The sequence below is a fragment of the Streptomyces rhizoryzae genome, assembly GCF_023155275.1.
Lineage (GTDB): Bacteria > Actinomycetota > Actinomycetes > Streptomycetales > Streptomycetaceae > Streptomyces > Streptomyces rhizoryzae.
The window spans coordinates 31,065-51,953 of the sequence record NZ_JALMUV010000046.1 but is presented as its reverse complement, the minus strand read 5'-3'; the positions used below and the strand labels follow the sequence as shown (position 1 = coordinate 51,953).

Sequence of the window (20,889 nt, the reverse complement as noted above, 5' to 3'; positions counted from 1 at the left end):
CCTGGATGGGATGATGGAAGCGTGAATCAAGACCGCACTACAGGGACGCTGCGCAAGCGGCCGGTACAGAAGCGCAGCGCCGAACGCTTCGAACGGCTCCTCGACGCCTGCGCCGAACTCCTGGACGAGGTCGGCTATGCCGCGCTGACCACCAAGGAGGTGGCCCGCAGGGCCGACGTCCCGATCGGCACCCTCTACCAGTTCTTCTCCGACCGGGAAGGACTGATCGGCGCGCTGGCCGCCCGCAACCTGGAGTCCTTCCTGGCGCGGGTCTCGGGCCGTCTGGAGCGCGAGGAACCCGAAGGCATCGCGGGCATCGTGGAGGTGACCGTCGACGAGTTCGTCACCATGCGCCGGACGATCGCCGGGTTCGGGGTGGTCGACTTCGGTGCGGTGGGACAGGACCACGTCCTGGAGGCGACCCAGGACAACAACACGGCGGTCGCCGGAAGATTGGGCTCACTGACGTCCTCGCTGACGGGGGGGCAGGACGATCCCGAGTTCGCCATCGCCGTGCGGGTGGCCCTCGAATGCGCGGACAGCGTGCTGAAACTCGCGTTCGCTACCGATCCGCAGGGCGATGCCCGGCTGATCGCCGAGTGCAAGCGCGTCCTCAACAGCTACCTCGACGACCGGCTCGGCGAACGCCCTTGACCTTCCAGACCATGGCCGCGCCCAGCACGGACATCGCCGCCGAGCAGAGGAACAGCGAGCGGTAGCCGCCCAGACTGCCCAGCACGACTGAGGCGATCGGGGGCACCAGGACGTACGGCAGGGACGTCATCAGGTTGGCCAGGGCCATGTCCTTGGCGCGATCGGCCGAGGCCGGGAGCACCTCCGTGACCAGGGCCGTGTCGACGGCCAGGTACACGCCGTAGCCCACGCCCAGGATGACGGCGGCGACCAGCGTCACGGTCCACGTGGGCCGCAACGCGAGCGTGATCGCGGCGACGGCCATCGTGACACCGCCGACGAAGACGAGCATGCGCCGCTTGCCCAGCCGGTCGGAGAGCCAGCCGCTGAGCACGACCGTCGAGATCGTTGCCATGCAGTTGATGCCGATCACGATGAGCAGGCCGTCCTCCGTGGACTGCCCGGGGAACAACTGCGCGTAGTCCAGGACGTCTTCGAGGAAGTACGGCAGGTAGAGCGTGCCCGTCCCGTAGCCGAGGCCCATGATGAACCGCGAGGTCATCGCCCAGACGAAGTCCGGGTGCTCGCGCGGGCTGATCCGGTAGCCGCGCAGGAAGGTGCGCAGCGAGAACGGGGCGCGGTGCTGCGGCGGCAGCGGCGGGTCCTTCATCGTGAACGCGAACAGGAGGATCAGCAGCGGCATCACCGCCATCAGCGTGTACTGCGCGGGGAAGCCCGTGACGACACCGAGCAGCAGCCCGCCCGCCATCAGACCGCCCGCCTGCGGCACCATGGCCCAGCCGAGCACCACACCGCGCTGCTCCACCGGGACCTGGTCGGGTACCACCGGGGAGAGCCCGGCACCGATGATCATGAATGAGGCGGACAGCACGAGAGAGCTGACGGCGACACCGACGACCGTCGTCTGCAGGCCGGTGCCCACCAGCGCCGCCATGCAGACCAGTGAGCCGACGACCAGCCACGGCCTGCGGCGCCCGAACCGGCTCGTGGTGCGGTCGCAGAGGGCGCCGGCCAGCGGCGCGATGACGATGCCCGAGACGGCGCCCATCATGCTGACCCAGGCATAGCTGCCGACCTTGCCCACCGGGTCGATCTCGGCGATCTGCTCGGGCATCAGGAACGTGGTCGGCACGTGCATCGGCAGGTACATCCCGATGTTGGCCAGGACGAACAGGACAACCCAGCCGGAGCCGACCTCGCGGGTCGGCTCCCCGAGGGCCCGGGCCCGCTCCGGGGCGAGGCTCATCGGGGCACCTTCCTGAGGTGGACGAGCTCGCTGGTGCAGTCGAAGGACGGCAGGGGCGGCAGGCCGTGGCTGAGCAGGACCGCACCCTCGTGGACCGTGCCCGTGTCCTCGTCACGGTAACGAGCGCCAGGGTCAAGGCACTTGAGGCGGGTCCGGACAGACGAGCGGGTCAGCGCGGACGCCTTGAACTGGAAGACGACGACCTCGTCCTCGGTGAGGTACTGCACGGCGTCGTCCCCCAGACGGTACTGGACGCCGCCGTGCACCACGGGCCGGATCCGCTTGTACTGCTCGACGAGCATCCGGGACCAGGCCAGGTCCTCCTCCGTCCACTTCCGCAGGTCGCCGCCGATGCCCATCGCCCCCGCCATCGAGACGTGGAAGCGGTACCGGATCGGGGTCGAGCGGGCGGTGAGGCTGTTCGGGCTGTCGGTGACCCACGCGCCCATCGTGCGGGCGGGCAGCACCTGGCCGTAGCCGTGCTGGATGGCGACCCGGTCGGCGGCGTCGGTGTTGTCCGACGTCCAGACCTGGTCGGCGCGGGCCAGAACGCCCAGGTCGGCCCGGCCGCCGCCGCCCGCGCACGCCTCCAGGTACAGGCCGGGCCGGGCGGCACGCAGCCGGTCCATCACCTCGTACACGCCTCGGGTGTGCTCGATCCAGACCCGGTCGGGGTCGGCGGCCCCGGGCTGTCCGGCCTCACTGAAGGGCCGGTTCATGTCCCACTTGAGGAATCCGACGTCCAGCTCGGTGACGGTCCTGACCAGCCACTCCACGGCCCATTCGCGGACGTCGCGGCGAGCGAAGTCCAGCACGTGCTGGTTGCGGCGCTGCGTGCGGGGGCGGCCTTCCTGGTGGAGGATCCAGTCCGGGTGCGTACGGTAAAGGTCGCTGTCGGGGTTGACCGCCTCGGGCTCGACCCAGAGGCCGAATCCCATACCCAACTCGCGTACGTGGTCGGCGAGTGGGCCGAGGCCGTTGGGGAAGCGGTCGGGGTTGGGCCACCAGTCGCCGAGCCCGGCCTGGTCGCTGGTGCGGGCGCCGAACCATGCGTCGTCCACGACGAAGACCTCGACACCGACCCCCGCGGCCAACTCGGCCAGCTCCCACTGCTGTTGCTCGCTGATGTCGAACTCGGTCGCCTCCCACGAGTTGAAGATCAGAGGGCGTTCGGCAAGGCGGGCGGGGAGCACCTGCCGTTCGACGTAGGCGTGCCAGCGTCGGCTGGTGCCGCCGAAGCCGTCGGGGGCGTACAGCCCGGTGAAGACGGGGGTCTCCAGACGCTCGCCGGCGCCCAGCTTCCGGACCAGCCCCTCGTGTCCGAACCCGCCGGTCCACGAGGCGCGGCCGTACGGGTCGCGGCGCAGGGTGATCCGGCGGCTGCCGCTCCAGGCCAGGGCCGCGCTCCAGACCTCGCCGTGCTCCTCGGCGGCGTCGTGCGCATCGAGCATCAGCCAGGGTCCGGCGTGCTGTCCCGTGATGCCGAGGCGGCTGGTGAACACGGTCTCCCCGACGGGCACCCGGTCACGCCGGAGCTGGAACTCCCGGCCCCATTCGCCCACCACATGGCTGACCCGGTAGTCGTCGCGGGCGGGCAGCGTCCAGGCGGCGGAGTCGAACCGCAGGACGTCCACCGGCTCCCCCGCAGTGAGGACGGCCCAGCGCTCGATCTGGTCATGGCCGCGGCGTACTCGGTAGTTGAGGTCGAGATCGAGGGAGCGGGCTCGGTCGGTGAAGGAGAGTGTGAGCAGGCCGTCCTCGACCGTGTGCGAGACGAACCGCCACGCGAAGCCGCGGACGCCGTCGGCGAACCGGACGGTCAGCGACGGCGCCCCGAACCGCAGACCGCCTTCGACCGCGTACTCCTCACCCCCCGGATCGTCGCCGCCGGGGTCCTGCGCGGGCAGGTCGGCCGCGACCGCGACGGCCTGCTCCAGGGTCAACGGCCGCCCCCAGTGGACGTGTCGGGGATCGTCGTCGGCGTCCAACCGGAAGGCGTAGGAGGTGCTGGGCGTGCTCAGAAGCCAGAGGCGCGCTTCGGGGTGATGAGTGATCACGCGATTCCTTGCTCGGGTTCGGTTCATCGGCCTGGGCCGGCCGGATCAGGAGCGCTGTTCCGGCCGACCTCGGCCCCGGCACCGCCTCACGGGCGGCTCTCAGTCGGCGTAGACGCCGACCTCGCGCAGCGAGTAGCCCCACCGGGTGCCCCGCGCAAGCCCGTGAGCTCGTACGTAACGGGCCTGAGCCGGAGAGAAGCGTGCCGTGTCCAGGCCGCCGTCGCCGGTGGTCGTGGACCACGCCGTCTTCCAGTTCGTGCCGTCGTCCGACAGCTCGATGCGGTAGGACTTCGCGTACGCCGCCTGCCAGTCGAGGGTGACGCGGCTGACCGGCTTCGCGGCTCCGAGGTCGATCCGCAGCCACTGGTCGTCGCTCCACTCGCTGGCCCAGCGCGTGCCGGTGTCGCCGTCGACAGCTTTGCCGGGCGCGAAGCTCTCGATCGGGTTCCACCACTCCGAGGAGGACGCCGAAGTGGCCGCCCCCGACGCCAAGTTCGTGCCGAGCGTGTGCTTTTCGGTCCTCCCCCAGGTGCGGAGGTAGGACTCGGCGCCCGAGAAGAGGTCGTTCACGACTCCCTGGCCGCCGACGTTCCGGATGTCCTCGATCCAGTCCGGGACCATGCCGTAGTGCGCGGCGCCGTCGGTGTTGACGTTCCAGGTGCGCTCGCCGGTGACCTGCTTGTCGATCAACGAGCCGCCGTCGGTGGAGCGGAACGGATACTTCACCGGGTTCGGGGTGTCGGTGCCCCGTGGGCCCGGCCAGCCGCCGACGCCGTTCATGTCGGTGCCGTAGCCGAGGCCGACGTGGTACTTCGTGCGCAGCGCGTCCTTGGCCTTGGCTTCCGCACTGAAGCCCTCGGAGCCGCTCATGTAGGAGGCGGCGAACCCGCCGAGTTTGTACAGCCGTTCGGTCCAGCCCGCGTCCATCCAGCTGTGCGAGGAGAGCGCGCCCGGGTACGACGCGGACTCGAAGATGTCGAAGGCCTGGTCCGCGGCCTTGACGCTCATGTGGTCCAGCTCCAGCATCATGTGTCGCTTCATCATGCCGCGTACCGCGTACGCGCCCAGGTCGGTGAGCCCGCGGGAGTTGCACTGCGCGCCCGAGGCGTACGTGGGGACGGACACGCCCTTCGGCAGCTGCTTCTCCGCCTGCTCTGCCGTCGCGTTGCCGATGGGGTTGTCATGCTCGGGGCCGCGGCAGTTCTCCGTCTTCCAGAAGGTGCCTGTCGACAGGAACTGGCCGACGTTGATGGCCGTACCGAGCGCGCCGGAGTCGAAACGCACCCCGCACAGGGCGTTGTCGAACTTGTGGCACAGGAACATGCTGCGTACGCCGAGGCCGTGCAGCTCGTCCAAGCCCCGGTCGATGTCCGCCTTGCTGCACTGAGCGTGGTCCAGGATCTGCTTGCAGCCGAACGGCTCCGAGGTCTCGACCCCCAGGACCACGGCGAGCTTTCCCTGCTCGATGACGTCGCGGGCCTGCGCGCTGTCGGTGACGATCCGGAACCAGCCTTTGCCCGGGCCGCCGTACATCGTGTCGATGAAGGCCTGCATGTCGTACGACTTCTTCGCCTCCAGACGGATGGCGGTCATCTCGTCGCAGCTGCGGTCCTTGAAGAAGTAGACCGAGCAGATCACGCCGTTGGTGACGAGGTCGTTGACCAGCACGCGCTGACCGGCGCGCCAGGCCCGCTCGATCCCGGCGTAGTAGTTCTGCTGGTGCGTCAGCGAGTCATGGGCGGGCCAGTCCTTGAACGACGGCCACCCGACGGGGTCGTGCCTGCCGTCCCCGCCCTTGGTGATCATGTCGAAGACGGCGAGCGAGCCGTCGGGGTAGTGCTCGGGACAGTCCTTGAGCGCGTCGGCGACGCCCTGCTCCGAGAACGGCTTGCCGCAGATCAGCCGACCGCCGAAGCCCTCGTTGGCCATGATGTGGTCATGGGCGTCGACGAAGCCCCGTACGTTCCCCTGGGCGTCGGTGCCCTTGAAGGGCTCGCCCGTGACGTTGACCTGGGCGTCGGGCGTGGGCCGTGCGACGGGGTCCCACCAGTTGGACTCGGCCGCGGAGCTGCTCGGCGTGGGGCCGAGCAGCAGGGTCATCGCCGCGAAGAGCAGTAAGACCACCGGGAGGGATCTGCGTCTGCGGCGCGAAGGGTGAACGATGTTCATCACCGTGCTCCTTAAATATGAGGAGTACTCACGTTTCGCTCACACGATAGGGACACGCCCCCTCGGCGCCAACCCCCCTGACGAGGCTGTCGTTCGGCGGGCCTGGCGCACAGTGCAATGGCGGCACCCACGCCTTCCTCGACTGGCTCTCCCGCCGGGCCGGGGGCTGTCGTATTCCGTCGGAATGCCCCTCACCGACGCCCGCCAAGCCTGCCGGACACGGTGGCCGCCAGTGTGCCGGCGGTCCCGGTGTCTTCCCCGCCCGCGGACGGTGGTCCGGTCCCTGAGTGCCCGCCGGGCCGGTACGCGGAGCCGGATGACGCGCTCACGGCGTGGGGTGAGGTGGCGGTGGCCCCGCTCGGGCACTACATCCGTACCGCCGGCTGGTGAACGTCGCCTCGGTGCTCTTCCGTCCGACGCGCCAGGCGATCCTGGTCCACCTCGGACTCGGCCCCGATCTCCTATCTCTGACCCACGGTGCAAAGTAGCCGCGGGGGCTACTTGCCCCCCTCCAGCTGCCGTGGGACGCGGGAGTTCCGCAGCTGCTTGAGGTCGGGGATGTGGTTGTAGAGCGTGCCGACGGAGACGCCCAGGATCTTGGCGATGGTGGTGACGCTGTTCTCTGGGATGGGCAGCATGTCGCGGGCCGCGCGGATGAGGTCCTCGTTGACGACCGTGGGGCGTCCGCCGACCTTGCCGCGGGCCCGGGCGGCGGCAAGGCCCTCGTGGGTGCCGGCGACGATCAGTTCGCGGATGAACTCGGCGAGCGCGGTGAAGACGTGGAAGATCAGGCGCCCGCCGGGGGTGGTGGTGTCGAGCGCCTCGTGGAGGGACTGGAAGCCGATACCGCGCTCCCGGAGCTCGGCGACCATGTTGACGAGGTCCTGGAGGCTGCGGCCGTAGCGGTCGAGCGAGGGGACGACGAGGGTGTCGCCGGGGGTGAGGAAGGCGTGGCACGCCTTCAGCTCGGGGCGCAGGTCGTTCTTGCCAGACTTCTTGTCGGCGAAGATGCGGCGGCAGCCTGCTGCGTTGAGTGCGCCGATCTGGCGGTCGAGCTTCTGCCCACCGGTCGAGACCCTCGCGTATCCGATCCGGATGTCGGTGAGGACGGCGGGCGAGGGGGTGAGGAGTTCGGACGGCTCCAGGGACGCGTTCATGCCCGGATCTTCTCAAGAAACGGTGTTCACCGGGTTGTTGAAGAGCAGGGTTTCTGAAGGAGTTTTTGAAGGCGTGTCACGCTCGTTCGATCTCGAACGCCGGATCTTCGGAAAACGATGGTTTGTTGAAGCCGATGTTCCATTGACGCGCGTCTGCGGGTTTCGGAACGAGATGACTTGGCGGCCCAGAAGACGATCTCTTGCCATAACTGGTTTGCAATGCAAAGCTGACTGCATGACAGACGCATCGGTGCCCTCGCCGGACACCCCCCAAGAAGTCCTCGCCAGCCTCGGCGACCTGACCCGCCGAGTCCGCTCCGCCCAACGCGGTACCTGGTTCCCTCTCCTGCTGCTCGGCGCGCTCACGCTGGGCGGAATCCTGGTCGGCCGCTTCACCTTCAAGGCCGAAAGCGTTTCCTGCCCGACGGGCGACGCCGCGGCAGGCGCTGGCTGCACCCTGATCACGCAGGGCTCGCCGGTCTACTGGACGCTCGGTCTCGCCTTCGCCTACGCCGCGACGGCGTTCTTCTACATCCGCCGCTCCCGCAACCGCGGGGTCGGCACCCCGGTCCGGCCGTACATCCTCACCGGGATCGCCCTGGTCGGCCTGGTGGCCGCCACGACGTTCTGGAGTATCCGTCAGGGGATGGTTCAGCCCGGCGCCACGGTCGATTTCTGGGGCCTGCATCTCGACCCCGCCTCCGGGGTGACGATGTTCCTCGAACGGCTCACCGGACCGGCCGCAGCGGTGGGGCTGCCGCTGCTCGTGCTGTCCTGGGTGGAACGCAGCCGCGCCCTGCTGCTGCTCACCGTGGTGTACCTGGCCATCGAGCTGGTGCCGCTCACCGACGGCTGGATGGGGATCCCCGTCACCTCGCCCTGGTCCGCCCTGCCCCGCTTCGGCGTCCCCGGCTTGCTGCTCCTGCTCAGCGCCCTCGGTTTCGGCCTCGCCGAGCTGCCCGGTAAGCGCACCCGCTCATGAGCGAGCAGAGCGACCAACACCCAGTCACCGGCCTGGACGACGTCGTCCACCAGCGCGTTCGCCTCGGCATTCTCACCGTCGCCCACCAGGCGCGCCGTGTCGAGTTCGGCTTCCTGCGCACGGCGCTCGGACTCACCGCCGGAAATCTCAGCCAGCACCTGGCCGTCCTGGAGAAGGCCGGGCTGATCCACATCGAGAAAGGCTACGAGGGCAAGCGCGCCCGAACCTGGCTGTCCCTCACCCCCGCCGGCGACCGCGCCCTCCAGGACGAGGTCACCCAGCTCAAGCGACTCATCCACCAGATCGAACAAGGCAGCTCGGCCCCGAAGTCCTAGCCCGGACCCCTGGGAACCCGCGACCGGCTCGCACTGGAGCTCGCGAGCACGAGCAGCATGCCGAACACCATCCAAGAAACCTGGGGAGGACATGTGACCACGACGTCGGTCACCAGCAAAACGAACATGACGCGCCGCCGTATGCTCCAAGCCGCGCTGGCCGCCGGGTTCGGGGCCGGCCTGCCGCTCGGCGTCGCACGCCCCGCGTGGGCGGATCCGACCACCGCCTCTCGCCCGGTACAGCTCAAACTGCCCACGCCCAGCGGACCGTACCCGGTGGGCACGGCATCACTGCACCTCGTCGACACCTCACGCCCAGATCCCGTGGTCGGCCCCGGACATCACCGCGAACTGATGGCCGGCGTCTGGTATCCCGCCCGTGACGTCCACCGCTATCCGCTCGCACCCTGGGCGTCCCCCGCCGTACTGCGGGCACTGCTCGCGAACGCAGGGCTCCCGGCCGATGCCGCGACGGCGCCGCTCACAGCCGGCCACGAGGGCGCCCCGGTGCTGCGAACGGGCCGACGCCTGCCCGTCATCGTGTTCTCGCACGGCGCGCACGATCACCGTGCGGACACCACCATCGTGGCGCAGGAACTCGCCGGCCACGGGTATGTGGTGGTCACGGTGGACCACACCTACGACGCGTTCAGCGAATTCCCCGACGGCCGGCTCACCGTCCCGGCACAGGGCCCGCCATTCCTGGGGGCACGGGACTTCGCCAAGGACATCCGGTTCGTGCTCGACCGCATCGAGGACCTCGCCGCCGGGCGCAACCCCGACGCCGATCAGCGGTCGCTGCCGGAAGGTCTGCTCGACGCCCTCGACCCGCATCGCATTGGCATGTTCGGCTGGTCAAAGGGTGCGACAGCGACCGCCCTCGTCATGAGCCAGGACCAGCGCGTCCGAGCCGGGCTGAGCCTCGACGGCCCGATGCAACCGACGGTCACCACCGACCTCGATAGGCCGTTCATGCTGATGACCGCCGCGTACCCCCGGGCCACGCAGCCGAGCGTTGCCGAGTTCTGGTCGCACCTGCGGGGATGGCGGCTCAACGTTCAGGCCGAAGGTGCGGTCCACTACTCATACGGCGACTACCAGGTGCTGATCCCGCAGCTGGCAATGGCCGTCGGGATGAACGACGAGGAGCTTCGCAGCTGGATCGGCACCCTCGATCCGGCCCGGGCGGTACGGATCCAGCAGGCGTACCCGCTCGCCTTCTTCGACCTGCACCTACGGCACCGCCGGGGGCACCTGCTCGACGGCCCCAGCGCGGCCTTCCCAGAGGTGAAGTTCCTTCCGTGAAGCGGAGCCGCTGCGGTCTCCAACAGCCTCGCGCAGGCCAGGCGGTGGCGGGACTCGTGGACGGTGAGCTGCCAGTTCATCAGGCGGCATAGGCGCGCTCAGCACTGCAGAGGAACAGGCCAGTTCCTACGGAGGCGTTCCTCGCTTCGCCGTCCGTCCCCGGTCGTCGACATCCGCCGACGACCGGGGACGTGGCACTTGGGCGGGCGGCAGGTCGAGGCGCTCGTTCATGTCCAGGCGGAAGGTGCCGTACGGGTTGATGTTCGACCAGAACAGGGCGGTCAGCCCGCGCCGGTCCTCATCGGAGAGCTTCTTCGCCCATGCCGGTTCGGCCAGGACCTGCTGAAGCAGCAGGGTGTTCGCGGACGCCTCGGCCGCCGGCCTCGTCGTCGATCTGCGGATCGACCACGACGACGCGCCCCGGACCGAAGGCACCACGGGCGCGCGCACCGGCGCCTCCAGGCCGGCGGCGACGGGAAACGCCACCAGCACCGGCGCGCCCCCGGCGACGGGGGCCGCCGCCGACTCCACGCGCACGGGCACCGCCCCCCACAGCGTTCCGCCGGCCGTCGCGCGAGCGGCCCACCGGGTCGTCCAGGAGGCGCTGACCAACGCCGCCAAGCATGCCCCGACGGCCCGGGTGAGCGTGCACGTGACCTACACGACGGAGGAGACCACGGTCCGCGTGGGGAACGGGCCCTCGATCACGCGGCCCGGCCCCGAGCCCGTGCCCCGCACCGGGCGGGGCCTGATCGGGCTGGACGCGCGGGTACGCCTGGCGGGCGGCACCTTCGAGTACGGCCCGCACGAGGGCGGCTTCGCAGTCACCGCGCGGATACCGCACAGGCCGTCCGCCCCTCGCCCGTCCGTGGCGCCCCGAACGCCGGCCCCGGCCCTGCACCCGGAGCACCGGCGGGCCCGCAGCAGTGTCCGGCGGGCGCCGGTGACCACGATCGTGCTGCCGCTGGTGGTGTGGGCGCCGCTCTGTGCCGCCCACGCAGGCTGGGACGTCCGCTCGGCCCGGCTGTCCGTACTGGACCCGGGTGACTATGCCCGGCTGCGGGTGGGCGACCCCGCCCATGACGGGCCGTCCGCCACCGCTTCGGTCACCGACCGGTACACGGACGCCGAGGCCCCGCCCGTCACCTGCACCCCGCCGGCCCTGCCCCACCCGCCCGGTGCGAGCCACGCCACGGCCAGCGCCCCCGCGCCCAGGACGGCGCAGGCGAGCCACGGCCGCGCCCCGCCTCGGGACCTCTTGCTCCGGGAACTGCCGGGGGACACGCTTCCACTCTCCGCTTGCTTCATGCCGGCGAAGGTACGAGCCGGAAGCACGGCCGGCCTTGGCCGAACGGCAGGCCCCGGCCATGACTTTCGTCAGGGGTGCCGCCGGACACGGGTACGGCCGGGCAGCGGGAGGGGGTACGACTCGCCCTGGCCAACTCCCCCACCGCGGGCCCCACTTCGCGCAAACCCAGGCACTGCACCGCTCCCCGCACCGGCGCACCACCGACGCCACCCGCCACCCCGATGGGTCACACCCCAAGGTTGGGCACGAATTCCACACATCCTCTCTACATACCGGCGCCGGATGGTCTAGATTGACCGTGCTTCAGCGGTTCGGACACGAAGCGACCATGAATGAACTGCACGTCCGGTGCCATGAAAGGCCAGCGGTGCGCGTTCCCGGGGCCGGACGTGAGGGAGTAAGAGGGGGAGCCCGGGAGGGCCCTGGGTGCGGGGAGCATCCGGGTCCCGACGGGTCCTTGCAGCATCCCGAGACCTTGGCGGGTGGCGCGGTGTGCGCTGCCGCGGGGCGGGTGTCGTTCCACTCGACTGTGCACGAGCCGGTACGTCATGCGCGGGGGGCGGGGCCTCCCGGGGGGAGGAACAGCGCGGCGCGGCCGGGGCGGGGGTGTGCCGCCCGGTGGAGAAACCTGTGAGGCGAACCGTCGAACCACTGGTGACCTGGGGGGTCCTGTGGAGCAGGGGGAGTTAGCCAACCCGTTCACGCCGGCACGCGGGCGTCCGGCGGACGGGGCGATCAGCCCGGCCGCGAGCGACTGGGAGCAGCGGTACCGCCGTACGGTGATCACCGGTGACACCGTGGCCACCGCCTTCGTGGCGGCGGCGATCGGCACCTTCTTCGGGGCCCGGGACGCGGCCAACTGGCATGAGAAATGGGGGATCCTGGCGTTCGGCACCGAGCTGCTGGTGCTGGGGGCGCTCGCGGTGGGCCGGGCGTGGGCCCCGGCGGTGCTCGGCCAGGGCGCCGAGGAGTTCCGCCGGCTGGGGCGGGCGCTGTTCACCGCGACCGTCGTCCTGGCGCTCGGCGGGATCGCCCTGACCTCGCACAACATCAAGCTCTGGATCTTCGTCGCGATCCCCGCGATCGCGCTCGTCACCATGACCGTGCGGTACCTGCTCCGCCTCCGGCTGCACCGGCAGCGCAAGGAAGGGCAGTGCCTGCGGCCGGTGCTCGCCGCCGGGAGCCCGGCCACCGTACGCGACCTGATCACCCGGACCCGGAAGTTCCCGCACCTCGGCTGGCGGGTGGACGCGGTGTGCACGACGGACGGTGCCGGGCCCGGCGGTGACCGGCTGGACGGCGTGCCGGTCGTCGGGCGGCTGTCGGACGTCGCCGAGCACGTGCGCCGCGACGGCTACCGGGTCGTCGCGGTCACCCCGGACCCGCACTGGTCACCGGACCGGTTGCAGCGGCTGGCGTGGAACCTCGAAGGCAGCGACGCCGACATGGTCGTGGCCCCCGTGCTGATGGAGGTGGCCGGGCCGCGGCTGCACATCGACGCGGTGCTGGGGATCCCGCTGCTGCGGGTCAGTATGCCGGCGTTCACCGGGGGCCGCCGCGCGGTCAAGGAGGTCGTCGACCGGATGGGCGCGGCGGCCCTGCTGGTCCTGTGCGCGCCGCTGATGGTGTGCGTCGGGGTGCTCGTGCTGCTGGACGGTCCGGGCGGGGCGTTCTACCGCCAGCGCCGGGTCGGCAAGGACGGCCGCGAGTTCACCATCCTCAAGTTCCGCACCATGGTCGCCGGGGCCGACCGGGCGCGTGCCGGGCTGGCCGACCGCAACGAGGGCGCCGGCCCGCTGTTCAAGCTCCGCCGGGACCCGCGGGTGACCCGGGTGGGGGCGGTGCTGCGCCGGTACTCGCTCGACGAGCTCCCGCAGCTGCTCAACGTGCTCACCGGTTCGATGTCGCTCGTCGGTCCGCGGCCCCCGCTGCCCGAGGAGACCGCCGCCTACGGGCCGGACATCCGGCGGCGGCTGCTGGTCAAGCCCGGACTCACCGGTCTGTGGCAGATCAGCGGACGCAGCGACCTGTCGTGGGAGGAGGCGGTGCGGCTGGACCTGCGGTACGTGGAGGACTGGTCGCTGGCCCTGGACACCGTGATCTTGTGGAAGACCCTGCGTGCGGTGGTGCACGGGCAGGGGGCCTACTGATGCGCGGGGGGCCGCCGTTCAACGGCCCCGCCGGCGCGCGGACCGCAGGCCCCGGGGGCCTGCCTGGGGGGAGGAACGGATCATGAGAGTCAGCGTTTTCGGCCTCGGCTACGTGGGCTGCGTGTCGGCCGCGTGCCTGGCCGGCATGGGCCACGAGGTCATCGGCGTGGACGTGAACCAGCTGAAGGTCGACCTGGTCAACGGCGGCCGGGCCCCGGTGGTCGAGGAGCGGATCGGCGAACTCATCGCCGAGGGCGTGCGGACCGGGGCGCTGCGCGCCACCGGCGACGTCCGCGAGGCGGTCGCGGGCAGCGAGATGTCGCTGGTGTGCGTGGGCACCCCGTCGGAGCCCAACGGCAGCCTGTGCACGGCGTACTTGGAGCGGGTCACCGAGCAGATCGGCGCCGCACTCGCCGAGCGGGGCGGGCGGCACACCGTGGTGTTCCGCAGCACCATGCTCCCGGGCACCTGCCTGAACCTCCTGGTGCCGATCCTGGAGAAGGCCGCCGGCGGCACGGCCGGGGTGGACATCGGGGTCGCGGTCAACCCGGAGTTCCTGCGCGAGGGCACGAGCGTGCGGGACTTCTTCGACCCGCCCAAGACCGTCATCGGCGCGCTCGACCCGGTGAGCGGCGACGCGGTGGCGGCGCTGTACGAGGGCCTGCCCGGCGAGGTGTTCCGGGTGCCGGTGCCGACGGCCGAGGCGGTCAAGTACGCCGACAACGCCTTCCACGGCCTCAAGATCGGCTTCGCGAACGAGCTGGGCGCGGTGTGCCAGGCGCTCGGGGTGGACTCGCACCAGGTGATGGACGTGTTCCTGGCCGACCGCAAGCTGAACATCAGCCCCGCCTACCTGCGGCCCGGCTTCGCCTTCGGCGGCTCCTGCCTGCCCAAGGACCTGCGCAGCCTGGTCCACGCGGCGCGGCGCGCCGACGTCTCGGTGCCCATCCTCGCCCACGTCCTGCCCTCCAACGCCGACCACCTGCAACGCGCGGTGGAGCTGGTCGAGCGGACCGGGAAGCGCCGGGCGGGCCTGTTCGGGCTGTCCTTCAAACCCGGCACCGACGACCTGCGCGAGAGCCCGCTCGTCGAGCTGGCGGAGCGGCTCCTCGGCAAGGGGTACGACCTGAAGATCTACGACGCCAACGTGAGCCTGTCCCGGCTGCTCGGCGCGAACCGCGCGTACATCGAGACCCGGCTGCCGCACCTCGCGCACCTGCTCGCCGACTCCGTCGACGAGGTGCTGGCGCACGCCGAGGTGTGCCTGGTGGGGACCCGGGACCCGGCCGTGCTGGCGGCGCTGCCGCACGGCGGCGACCCGCTGATCGTCGACCTCGTCCGCCTCCCCGACGCCGAGGCGCGCCGGGCCGAGCCGGGGTACGCGGGCCTTGCCTGGTGACGCGGCCGGCGGCGGCCGGCGCGCGCTGATCCTGGTGGAGAACCTGTCGGTGCCGTTCGACCGGCGGGTGTGGCAGGAGTGCACGACGCTGCGCGACGCGGGCTGGACGGTGCACGTCATCTGCCCCCGGGGCGGCAAGCGCGACACCGAGCCGGAGGCGCTGGTCGACGGCATACGGATCCACCGCTACCCGCTGCGCGCGGCCACCGGGGGGCCGGCCGGCTACCTGCGGGAGTACGGAGCGGCGCTGTGGCACACCGCCCGCCTGGCCCGGCGGGTCGGCCCGGTCGACGTGGTCCATGCCTGCAACCCGCCCGACCTGCTGTTCCTGCCGGCGCTGTGGCTCAAGCGGCGCGGGGCGCGGTTCGTCTTCGACCAGCACGACCTGGTGCCCGAGCTGTACCTCTCCCGGTTCGGCCGCGGCCAGGACGCGCTCCACCGCGCCGTGTGCGCCCTGGAGCGGTGGACCTACCGGGCCGCGGACGTCGTGCTCGCCACCAACGAGAGCTACCGGGACGTCGCCCTGCGCCGCGGCGGCCGGCGGCCGGCCGACGTCTTCGTGGTGCGCAGCGCGCCGGACACCGGCCGGTTCCGCCCCGTACCGCCCGAGCCGGAGCTGAAGCGCGGCAAGCCCCATCTGCTGTGCTACCTCGGCGTGATGGGCCCGCAGGACGGCGTCGACTACGCCTTGCGGGCCCTGGCGGCGCTGCGCGACGAGCTGGGGCGGACGGACTGGCACGCGGTGTTCGTCGGCGGCGGCGACACCTTCGACGCGATGGTGGAGCTGTCCCGGCGGCTCGGGCTGGCCGAGCAGGTGCAGTTCACCGGCCGGGTCCCGGACGCCGACCTGGTGCGCTACCTGTCCACCGCGGACGTGTGCCTCTCCCCCGACCCGCGCAACCCGCTCAACGACGTGTCGACGATGAACAAGGTCCTGGAGTACATGGTGATGGGCCGGCCGATCGTCTCGTTCGACCTGAAGGAGGCGCGGGTCTCCGCCGGGGACGCCGCCGTCTACGCACCCGCCGACGACGAGGCCGCGTTCGCCCGGCTGGTCGCGCAGTTGCTCGACGACCCGGAGCGGCGGGCCCGGATGGGCAGGATCGGCCAGGAGCGCATCGGCGGGGCGCTCTCCTGGCGGAACTCGCAGGCGCAGCTGCTCGCCGCCTACGCCGCCGCCTGCCGGGACCGCGCTTCCGCGGGCCGCGCCCCGGCCCGCGCAGGGAAGAGGCGGCGCCGTTGAGCGACGACACGATCCGGCTGGTCGCGGTCGGGCGGCTGCTCCGCCGGCGGGGGCGGCTGCTGGTACTCCTCGCCCTGCTGGGCGCGCTCGCCGGCCACGGCGCCTCGCTGGTGTTCCCCCCGCGGTACACGGCGTCGGCCTCGGTGCTGCTGCCGGGCCCGTGGGAGGAGCGCGAGCTGCTGACCCAGGTGGACCTGGCGACCGGTTCGGCGGTGGTCGACCGGGTGGCCGCCGCGCTCGGCCGGACCGGCGCCGGCGGCCCCGACCTGCGGGACCGGGTGAGCGCCACGGCGACCGAGGGGAACATCATCACGCTCTCCGGTACGGCCGGGACCCCGGCGGACGCGCAGCGGCTCGCCGACCGGATGGCGAGGGAATTCGTCGGGTTCGCCGCGCGGCTCGCGGGCGGCGCCGCCTCCGGAGCGGCCGCGGGGTCCGAGGCGCTGCGGCGGCAGGTGGCGGAGACCGACCGCCGCGTCAGCGACCTGGCCGGGGCCGCCGATCCGGGGCGGACGGTGGCGAGCGTGCAGGCCCGCACCGCGCTGGAGAAGCTGCGCACCGCGCTCCAGGAGGCGGTGAAGAAGCTGGACGAGGCCGGCCCGGCCGCCGCCAGGGCCGCCCCGGTCGTCGTGGGCCCGGCGGCCCGGCCGGCCGGCGCGGTACCGCCGACGCGGGGGCAGCTCGTCGGCGGCGGGGCGGGGCTGTGCTTCCTGCTCGGGGTCCTCGGCCATCTCGTCGCGGCGCGGGTGGACCGCCGGCCGCGCACCGCGCCGGAGACCGCCGCGGCGCTGGGCGCGCCGCTGCTGGGCACCGTCGACGTGCCCGCGGAACGGCCGGGCGGCGGGGGCCCCGGGGCCCGGGTCCGCCGGTTCCTCGGCCTCGGCACCCGGTGGGACGCGCCGCCCCCGCAGCGGTCCGGCGACGAGGCCGGCCGGCGGGTCCGCTACCGGCGGGTGTGCGCCCGCCTCGAAGGCCGGCCGGCGGCCTCCCGGGGACTGCTGGTCGTCGTACCGGACGGTGACGGGAGCGCCCGCCGGGCCGCCGCGCGGCTGGTCGCCGAGGCCGGCAGCGGCCCCGCCCCGGGTGCGCCGCTCGGGGAGTGGCCCGTGCCGCGGGTGGTGGAGGTCCCGGTGGACCGGCCGCTGGTGCCGGACCGGGAGGCCGAGTCCGGTGCCCTGGTCGTGGTCAGCACGGGCCGGTGGACGGCGGAGGAGCTGGCCGGCCTCGCCGAGGCGTGTGCGGACGGCGGGCACGAGGTCGTCGGCGTGGTCGGCGTCGTCGTCACCGGTGCCGCCGGTGCCGCCGGTCCGGACCGGGCCCGGCCGCCGCGGTCCGCGGCCCCTCCCCCGGAGGACGCCGCCGCGGCACTCGCGGTCCGCGGCCGCGGGACGGGAGGGGCGGCATGACGGCGGGCACCCCACCGGAGCCGGCCGCCGCTCCGCTCATCGACCTCCAGGCGCTGGTGGTGGCGGTGCGCCGGCGGCGCCGCCTCTGGGGCACCCTGGCCCTGCTGGGGCTGCTGGCCGGCGCGGTGGCGGCGGTCCTGCTGCGGCCGCCGCCGACCGCGGTGACCACGGTGCTGGTCGCGCACCGGGAGGACCAGCCCAACGACCCCGGCACGCTGATCCGCACCGACGCCGCCCTGCTCCAGACCACCGGGGTCGCCGGCCGGGCCCTGCGGTCCCTGAAGTCCGCGGAGAGACCGGAGGACTTCCTGCGGGACTACCAGGGCACCCCCCTGACCAACAACCTGCTCCGGATCGAGGTCACCGGTCCCGGCGAGGCCGAAGCGGTGGCCCGGGCCGGGGCGCTGGCCGACGCGTTCGTCGCGGACCACGTGCGGCGGATGCGGGAAGCGGCGCAGGCCGAGGCGCAGGCCCTGCTCGATGCGCGGGACCGCCTGCGGACCGAACTCGCCCGGGTCGACAAGGCGATCGGGGACCGGTCGCCGCAGCGCGCCCCGGAGGCGTCGGCGGGCACCGAGTCGCTCTTCGCCCGCCGGGCCGAACTCACCTCGCGGATCGCCGATTACGACCAGCGTGCCGCGGTGGCCCGTACCGGCTCCCCCCAGGTCGTCGCCGGGACGCAGATCGTGGACGCGCCGCGCGCGGTGCGGCACTCCCTGCCCAGGGCCGCCGCCACCGACGCCGCGATCGGGCTCGCCCTCGGCCTCTTCCTCGGGCTCGCGCTGGCCGCGGTCGGCACGGTGGTGGCGGACCGCCCCGTGCTGCGCCGGGACATCGCGGCGCACCTGGGCGCCTCGGTCCTCGCCGAACTGCGCCGCGCGCCCCGCCGGCCGGCCTGGCCGTGGCGGCGCCGGCGGGCCCGGGCGGCCCGCGAACGGCTCACCACGACCCTGGCCCGGACCGTCCGCGGCGCCGCGGACACGGTGTCGCTGCTGGAACTGGGCTGTGCGCACAGGACGAGCGTGCTCGCCCTGGAGGTCGCCCGGGCCCTGGCGGCGGACGGGCCCGTGCTCCTCGTCGACGGGCTGCCCGGCCCGCAGCTCGCCCGCGGCCGCAGGCCGGAGGACCCGCCCGTGGTCAGCGGCGGGGCCGCCGAGGCCGGGCCGCCGCGGGCCCGGCGGCTCGGTGTCGGCTCGGTCGCGCCCGGCACGGCCTGGACCGACCTGCGGTGCCTCGGCGGCCGGACCGTGCTCGTCGTACGGGCCGGGCACGCCGGCACCGCCTGGCTGCACACCGTGGCGCGGCACCTCGCGGACCAGCACATCGCGGTGCTCGGGGTGGTGCTGCTCGACACCGATCCGCGGGACCGGACCGACGGCACGCTGTGGGACGGGCGGCCCGTGGCGCCGCGCGGCCGGAACGAGCGGCCGGCCCGGCAGCACGGGACGGGCCGGCCGCGGGCGGAGGGGCTGCCGCGGTGGGCGGCGCGGATCCCGGACAGCTACCAGGAGGCGCGGTAGGACATGTGTGGCATCGCAGGCACGTACCGGTGGCCGGACGGCGGGGCCGTGGCCGACCGGCTCACCGAGACACTCGCCCACCGGGGCCCGGACGGGGCGGGCCGGTACAGCCACCCCGCCGGTGGCGGGGAGGTGCACCTCGGGCACCGGCGGCTGGCGGTGATCGACCTGTCCGGGACCGGCGCCCAGCCGATGGTCTCCGGCGGCCTCGCCCTGACGTACAACGGCGAGCTCTACAACGCTCCCGAGCTGCGCTCCGAACTGGCCGCCGCCGGGGTGCGGTTCCGCGGTACCTCCGACACCGAGGTGCTGCTGGAAGCCTGGCGGCGCTGGGGCACCGGCTGCCTGCCCCGGCTGCGCGGCATGTTCGCGTTCGGGGTCTTCGACGAGCGGACCGGTGAACTGGTGCTGGCCCGCGACCAGTTGGGCATCAAACCGCTGTTCCTGCTCCGGCGCGGCGCGGGCCTGGTGTTCGCCTCCGAGCTCAAGGCGCTCGCCGCGGTGGCCGGCGGGACGCTGGCGGTGGACCCCGCGGCGCTGGTCGCCTCGCTGCTGTACTACTGGGTGCCGGACTCGCGCTGCGCGTTCCGCGAGGCGGAGAAGCTGCCGCCGGGGAGCTGGCTGCGGTGCCGGCCCGACGGCCGGGTGGACCGCGGGCGGTTCTGGCACCTGAAGGAGGTCGCCGCGGAGGCCCGGGAACGGGCCCGGGCCGGCGAGCGGCCGGACATCGCCGCCGCCGTCGAGGAGTCCACCCGGCGCCATCTGCTCTCCGACGTCCCGGTGGCCGCCTTCCTGTCCGGCGGGCTGGACTCCAGCTACCTGACCGCGCTGGCGGCCCGCCACCGGCCCGGGATCTCCGCCTACACGATCGGGTTCCGCGCCGAGGACGCCCGGTTCGAGGCGATGCCGGACGATCTGCGCCATGCCCGGCGGGTGGCCGAGCGGTTCGGCGTCGACCTGCACGAGATCGAGATCGCTCCGGACGTGCTCGACCTGCTGCCGCGGATGACGTACCACCTGGACGAGCCGATCGGCGACCCCGCCGCGATCAACACGTTCCTGATCTGCTCGGCCGCCCGGGAGGCCGGGGTGAAGGTGCTGCTGTCGGGGATGGGCGCGGACGAGCTGTTCGCCGGGTACCGCAAGCACCTGGCCAACGTGCTCGCGCTGCGCTACCAGCGGGTGCCGCGGCCGCTGCGGCGCGGCCTGTCCCGGGCGGTGGACCGGCTGCCGGTCGCCACGGCCCGCCGGGGGTACCGCTCGGTGCGGTTCGCCAAGCGGTTCCTCTCCTTCGCCGAGCTGCCGGAGGAGACCGCGTTCCGGCGCAGTTACACCCTCTACGACCGGGGCGAGCTGCTGGCCCTGGTCGATCCGGACCTGGCCCCGGCGGTCGAGGACGTGCTCGCCGAGCACGCGGACGTCTACCACGACAACGACCTCGACGACTTCGTCAACCGCATGTGCCTGGGCGACGCCCGGATGTTCCTGCCGGGTCTGAACCTCGCGTACACGGACCGGGCGAGCATGGCCGCGTCGACCGAGGTGCGGGTGCCGTACGTGGACACCGAGGTGGTCAGGGCGGCGTTCGCGGTGCCCGGTGACCGCAAGATCGTCGGGCGGCAGGGCAAGGCCGTCCTCAAGCGGGCGGCCGCCTCGGTCCTGCCCCGGGAGATCGTGTACCGGCCCAAGGGCCTGTTCAGCGCCCCGCTGCGGGCCTGGATGAGCCGGGACCTGGCACCGCTGGTCCGCGAGGTGGTGCACGACGGCGAACTCGTCCGGTCCGGGTTCCTGCGCCGCGACGCGCTGGCGCGGATGGTCGCCGAGGACGCCGCGGGCCACCGCGACTTTTCCAAGCATCTGTGGCACGTCCTGACCCTCGAACACTGGTACCGCGCGGCCGCCGGGGCCGGCCGGGCCCCTTCCGTTTCCGTGACGGCGTAGAGACAAGAGGACTTCG

At 72.8% G+C, this 20,889-nt stretch carries 16 protein-coding genes; 11 read left to right on the top strand and 5 right to left on the bottom strand.

Translation table 11 applies throughout. From position 1 onward, the window contains the following. Positions 1-21 precede the first annotated feature (21 nt). Positions 22-654: a TetR/AcrR family transcriptional regulator gene (locus tag MUU72_RS28765; RefSeq protein WP_248016340.1), complete on the top strand. Its 633-nt coding sequence runs from the start codon at positions 22-24 to the stop codon at positions 652-654. Here the strand turns inward: MUU72_RS28765 and MUU72_RS28760 are convergent. The 4 genes from MUU72_RS28760 to MUU72_RS28745 all read right to left on the bottom strand — a co-directional run bounded on the left by MUU72_RS28760 (position 614) and on the right by MUU72_RS28745 (position 7,283). Next, on the bottom strand, positions 614-1,900 hold the full coding sequence (locus tag MUU72_RS28760; RefSeq protein ID WP_248016339.1) for an MFS transporter: 1,287 nt from the start codon (positions 1,898-1,900) through the stop codon (positions 614-616). The two genes, MUU72_RS28765 and MUU72_RS28760, sit on opposite strands and share 41 nt — an antisense overlap. Next, on the bottom strand, positions 1,897-3,984 hold the full coding sequence (locus MUU72_RS28755; RefSeq protein ID WP_248016338.1) for an alpha-galactosidase: 2,088 nt from the start codon (positions 3,982-3,984) through the stop codon (positions 1,897-1,899). The genes MUU72_RS28760 and MUU72_RS28755 overlap by 4 nt, the downstream gene beginning before the upstream one ends. A gap of 72 nt (positions 3,985-4,056) precedes the next feature. Beyond that, complete coding sequence (locus tag MUU72_RS28750; protein ID WP_248016337.1) at positions 4,057-6,126, bottom strand: discoidin domain-containing protein; 2,070 nt, start codon at positions 6,124-6,126, stop codon at positions 4,057-4,059. A gap of 497 nt (positions 6,127-6,623) precedes the next feature. Continuing rightward, on the bottom strand, positions 6,624-7,283 hold the full coding sequence (locus MUU72_RS28745) for a recombinase family protein (RefSeq protein ID WP_248016336.1): 660 nt from the start codon (positions 7,281-7,283) through the stop codon (positions 6,624-6,626). Positions 7,284-7,518: 235 nt separating this feature from the next. Here MUU72_RS28745 and MUU72_RS28740 point away from each other — a divergent pair, with 235 nt between their 5' ends. From MUU72_RS28740 to MUU72_RS28730, 3 genes are read left to right on the top strand one after another with little or no spacing between them, the layout of a single operon-like run. Next, entirely contained in the window at positions 7,519-8,265 is a 747-nt protein-coding gene (locus tag MUU72_RS28740) for a hypothetical protein (protein ID WP_248016335.1), read from the top strand. After that, positions 8,262-8,600, top strand: a complete 339-nt coding sequence (locus MUU72_RS28735; RefSeq protein WP_071383960.1) for a winged helix-turn-helix domain-containing protein — start codon at positions 8,262-8,264, stop codon at positions 8,598-8,600. Before MUU72_RS28740 ends, MUU72_RS28735 begins: the two co-directional genes overlap by 4 nt. Positions 8,601-8,657: 57 nt before the next feature. Then, positions 8,658-9,905 carry an alpha/beta hydrolase family protein gene (locus tag MUU72_RS28730; RefSeq protein WP_248016334.1) on the top strand — a complete coding sequence of 416 codons (1,248 nt, stop codon included), beginning with the start codon at positions 8,658-8,660 and terminating at the stop codon, positions 9,903-9,905. A 126-nt stretch (positions 9,906-10,031) separates the two neighbouring features. Here MUU72_RS28730 and MUU72_RS28725 read toward each other — a convergent pair whose 3' ends face one another. Continuing rightward, positions 10,032-10,448, bottom strand: a complete 417-nt coding sequence (locus MUU72_RS28725) for a transposase (protein WP_248016333.1) — start codon at positions 10,446-10,448, stop codon at positions 10,032-10,034. A gap of 61 nt (positions 10,449-10,509) precedes the next feature. Here MUU72_RS28725 and MUU72_RS35950 point away from each other — a divergent pair, with 61 nt between their 5' ends. From MUU72_RS35950 to asnB, 7 genes are all read left to right on the top strand, one after another. Beyond that, positions 10,510-11,505 (top strand): ATP-binding protein, encoded by a 996-nt coding sequence (locus tag MUU72_RS35950; protein ID WP_443743069.1) that lies wholly within the window; start codon positions 10,510-10,512, stop codon positions 11,503-11,505. Positions 11,506-11,885: 380 nt separating this feature from the next. Then, a complete protein-coding gene (locus MUU72_RS28720) occupies positions 11,886-13,364 on the top strand; it encodes a sugar transferase (protein WP_248016332.1) in 1,479 nt (492 codons plus the stop codon). Between the two features lie 82 nt (positions 13,365-13,446). Then, positions 13,447-14,763 (top strand): nucleotide sugar dehydrogenase, encoded by a 1,317-nt coding sequence (locus tag MUU72_RS28715; RefSeq protein WP_248016331.1) that lies wholly within the window; start codon positions 13,447-13,449, stop codon positions 14,761-14,763. Next, positions 14,753-16,006 carry a glycosyltransferase family 4 protein gene (locus MUU72_RS28710; RefSeq protein ID WP_248016330.1) on the top strand — a complete coding sequence of 418 codons (1,254 nt, stop codon included), beginning with the start codon at positions 14,753-14,755 and terminating at the stop codon, positions 16,004-16,006. Before MUU72_RS28715 ends, MUU72_RS28710 begins: the two co-directional genes overlap by 11 nt. Beyond that, a complete protein-coding gene (locus tag MUU72_RS28705) occupies positions 16,003-17,412 on the top strand; it encodes a Wzz/FepE/Etk N-terminal domain-containing protein (protein ID WP_248016329.1) in 1,410 nt (469 codons plus the stop codon). The genes MUU72_RS28710 and MUU72_RS28705 overlap by 4 nt, the downstream gene beginning before the upstream one ends. Then, entirely contained in the window at positions 17,409-18,932 is a 1,524-nt protein-coding gene (locus MUU72_RS28700; RefSeq protein WP_248016328.1) for a Wzz/FepE/Etk N-terminal domain-containing protein, read from the top strand. The genes MUU72_RS28705 and MUU72_RS28700 overlap by 4 nt, the downstream gene beginning before the upstream one ends. A 3-nt stretch (positions 18,933-18,935) precedes the next feature. Continuing rightward, complete coding sequence (gene asnB, locus MUU72_RS28695) at positions 18,936-20,873, top strand: asparagine synthase (glutamine-hydrolyzing) (protein WP_248016327.1); 1,938 nt, start codon at positions 18,936-18,938, stop codon at positions 20,871-20,873. The last annotated feature ends 16 nt before the right edge of the window (positions 20,874-20,889 follow it).

Excerpts from the sequence above, each read along its gene's own strand:
- MUU72_RS28760 (WP_248016339.1), bottom strand. The coding sequence starts at position 1,900 with ATGAGCCTCGCCCCGGAGCGGGCCCGGGCCCTCGGGGAGCCGACCCGC.
- MUU72_RS28755 (WP_248016338.1), bottom strand. The coding sequence starts at position 3,984 with ATGAACCGAACCCGAGCAAGGAATCGCGTGATCACTCATCACCCCGAA.
- MUU72_RS28750 (WP_248016337.1), bottom strand. The coding sequence starts at position 6,126 with ATGAACATCGTTCACCCTTCGCGCCGCAGACGCAGATCCCTCCCGGTG.
- MUU72_RS28745 (WP_248016336.1), bottom strand. The coding sequence starts at position 7,283 with ATGAACGCGTCCCTGGAGCCGTCCGAACTCCTCACCCCCTCGCCCGCC.
- MUU72_RS28740 (WP_248016335.1), top strand. The coding sequence starts at position 7,519 with ATGACAGACGCATCGGTGCCCTCGCCGGACACCCCCCAAGAAGTCCTC.
- MUU72_RS28735 (WP_071383960.1), top strand. The coding sequence starts at position 8,262 with ATGAGCGAGCAGAGCGACCAACACCCAGTCACCGGCCTGGACGACGTC.
- MUU72_RS28730 (WP_248016334.1), top strand. The coding sequence starts at position 8,658 with ATGCCGAACACCATCCAAGAAACCTGGGGAGGACATGTGACCACGACG.
- MUU72_RS28715 (WP_248016331.1), top strand. The coding sequence starts at position 13,447 with ATGAGAGTCAGCGTTTTCGGCCTCGGCTACGTGGGCTGCGTGTCGGCC.
- MUU72_RS28700 (WP_248016328.1), top strand. The coding sequence starts at position 17,409 with ATGACGGCGGGCACCCCACCGGAGCCGGCCGCCGCTCCGCTCATCGAC.
- asnB (WP_248016327.1), top strand. The coding sequence starts at position 18,936 with ATGTGTGGCATCGCAGGCACGTACCGGTGGCCGGACGGCGGGGCCGTG.